This is a genomic window from Brevundimonas sp. VNH65, from assembly GCF_049445955.1.
GTDB lineage: Bacteria > Pseudomonadota > Alphaproteobacteria > Caulobacterales > Caulobacteraceae > Brevundimonas.
Genome location: NZ_JBMSDX010000002.1, coordinates 1 through 2,500, shown reverse-complemented (window position 1 = coordinate 2,500; position 2,500 = coordinate 1). Strand labels below are relative to the sequence as shown.

The 2,500-nt window shown below is 55.3% G+C and carries 1 tRNA gene, 2 rRNA genes and 1 pseudogene (1 of these 4 cut by a window edge); 3 read left to right on the top strand and 1 reads right to left on the bottom strand.

Features of this window, described 5'->3' with window-relative positions:
- From ACO2Q1_RS03930 to ACO2Q1_RS03920, 3 genes are all read left to right on the top strand, one after another.
- Nucleotides 1-1,973: ribosomal RNA gene (locus ACO2Q1_RS03930) — 23S ribosomal RNA — on the top strand (it extends 805 nt beyond the left edge of the window).
- A gap of 64 nt (nucleotides 1,974-2,037) precedes the next feature.
- Nucleotides 2,038-2,152 (top strand): 5S ribosomal RNA (gene rrf, locus ACO2Q1_RS03925).
- Nucleotides 2,153-2,210: 58 nt separating this feature from the next.
- A tRNA-Met gene (locus ACO2Q1_RS03920) sits at nucleotides 2,211-2,287 on the top strand.
- A 98-nt stretch (nucleotides 2,288-2,385) separates the two neighbouring features.
- On the opposite strand, the pseudogene ACO2Q1_RS03915 reads toward ACO2Q1_RS03920, so the two are convergent.
- Nucleotides 2,386-2,500, bottom strand: a pseudogene (locus ACO2Q1_RS03915) (IS5/IS1182 family transposase); the annotation flags it as partial.

Genomic DNA, 2,500 nt, shown 5'->3' with positions numbered 1-2,500 from the left:
GGGGTGAAAGGCCAATCAAACCTGGACATAGCTGGTTCTCCGCGAAATCTATTTAGGTAGAGCGTCAGATGTATTCCTCGGGGGGTAGAGCACTGGATGGTTGCGGGCGGCGCGAGCTGTACCAATACTAACCAAACTCCGAATACCCGAGAGAACTATCTGGCAGACACACGGCGGGTGCTAACGTCCGTCGTGAAAAGGGAAACAACCCTAACCATCATCTAAGGCCCCCAAGTACTGGCTAAGTGGGAAACGATGTGGGATTGCTTTGACAATCAGGAGGTTGGCTTAGAAGCAGCCATCCTTTAAAGAAAGCGTAACAGCTCACTGATCAAGCGATCCTGCGCGGAAAATGTAACGGGGCTCAAGCCAGTCGCCGAAGGTATGGGTGCACGTAAGTGCGCGGTAGCGGAGCGTTCCGTAAGCCGGTGAAGGTCAGGCGTGAGCCTGGCTGGAGGTATCGGAAGTGAGAATGCTGACATGAGTAACGATAGGAGTGTGAGAGACACTCCCGCCGAAAGACCAAGGGTTCCTGCGTAAAGCTAATCTGCGCAGGGTTAGTCGGCCCCTAAGGCGAGGCTGAAAAGCGTAGTCGATGGGAAGCAGGTAAATATTCCTGCACCAGCTGGAAGTGACGGATGGCATAAATCGTCGGGGCTTATTGGATTGTTCCCGGCGGTGGCGTTGTCCCTGGAAATAACTCCAGCAGAGACCGTACCCGAAACCGACACAGGTGGTCAGGTAGAGTATACCAAGGCGTTTGAGAGAACTGTGCTGAAGGAACTCGGCAAATTGCACGCGTAACTTCGGAATAAGCGTGACTCTCCTTGCGCAAGCAGGTGAGAGTGGCACAAGCCAGGGGGTAGCGACTGTTTAGCAAAAACACAGGGCTCTGCGAAGCAGCAATGCGACGTATAGGGTCTGACGCCTGCCCGGTGCCTGAAGGTTAAAGGGAGATGTGAAAGCGTCGAACTGAAGCCCAGGTAAACGGCGGCCGTAACTATAACGGTCCTAAGGTAGCGAAATTCCTTGTCGGGTAAGTTCCGACCTGCACGAATGGCGTAACGACTTCCCCACTGTCTCCAGCACAGGCTCAGTGAAATTGAATTCCCCGTGAAGATGCGGGGTTCCCGCGGTCAGACGGAAAGACCCTATGAACCTTTACTATAGCTTCGCCTTGGCGTTAGCGACCGTATGTGTAGGATAGGTGGGAGACTATGAAACCGGGGCGCCAGCACCGGTGGAGTCATCCTTGAAATACCACCCTTACTGTCGTTGACGTCTAACCGAGGCCCGTTATCCGGGTCCGGGACATGGCGTGGTGGGTAGTTTGACTGGGGCGGTCGCCTCCCAAAGTGTAACGGAGGCGCGCGATGGTGAGCTCAGAGCGGTCGGAAATCGCTCGTCGAGTGCAATGGCATAAGCTCGCCTGACTGCGAGACTGACAAGTCGAGCAGAGACGAAAGTCGGCCATAGTGATCCGGTGGTCCCGCATGGAAGGGCCATCGCTCAACGGATAAAAGGTACTCTAGGGATAACAGGCTGATTTTCCCCAAGCGTCCACAGCGACGGGAAAGTTTGGCACCTCGATGTCGGCTCATCACATCCTGGGGCTGGAGCAGGTCCCAAGGGTTCGGCTGTTCGCCGATTAAAGTGGTACGTGAGCTGGGTTCAGAACGTCGTGAGACAGTTTGGTCCCTATCTGCCGTGGGTGTTCGAAGCTTGAGAGGATCTGTCCCTAGTACGAGAGGACCGGGATGGACATACCTCTGGTGGACCTGTCATGGCGCCAGCTGTGCAGCAGGGTAGCTAAGTATGGAATAGATAACCGCTGAAAGCATCTAAGCGGGAAACTAACCTCAAAACAAGGCTTCGCTGAGGATCGTGGAAGACTACCACGTTGATAGGCCAGGTGTGGAAGTGCGGCGACGCATGAAGCTTACTGGTACTAATAATCCGATCGGCTTGATCGTTTCTCAGCAAAACTCATTCGATTATTCGATGACAATGTCTTCTCATTTCTGTCTGTCCGATTGACCTGGTGGCTATGTCGGAGGTTCCCCACCCGATCCCATTCCGAACTCGGTCGTTAAGCCCTCCAGAGCCGATGGTACTTCGTCTTAAGGCGCGGGAGAGTAGGTCGCCGCCAGGTCTATCTGACAGACAGAATGAAAATCTCTCTCGAAATCTTCCTTCACCCTACCGTTTGCCGCGGGATGGAGCAGCCCGGTAGCTCGTCAGGCTCATAACCTGAAGGTCGTAGGTTCAAATCCTACTCCCGCACCCAAGAATTCAGCCCCGCAGGTTCCGCCTGCGGGGCTTTTCGCATGTCGCAGTGCCGGTCGGCGCTTGGTCGCCTTCGCCGAGCCACGCTAGGGTCAGGACTCATAGCCAGAACAGGATGGTTGCGGCGAGGGCTATGGCGGAGAGGAAGACGGTCGGGCAGCGATCATAGCGCGTGGCGACGCGCCGCCAGTCCTTCAGCCTGCCGAACATGATT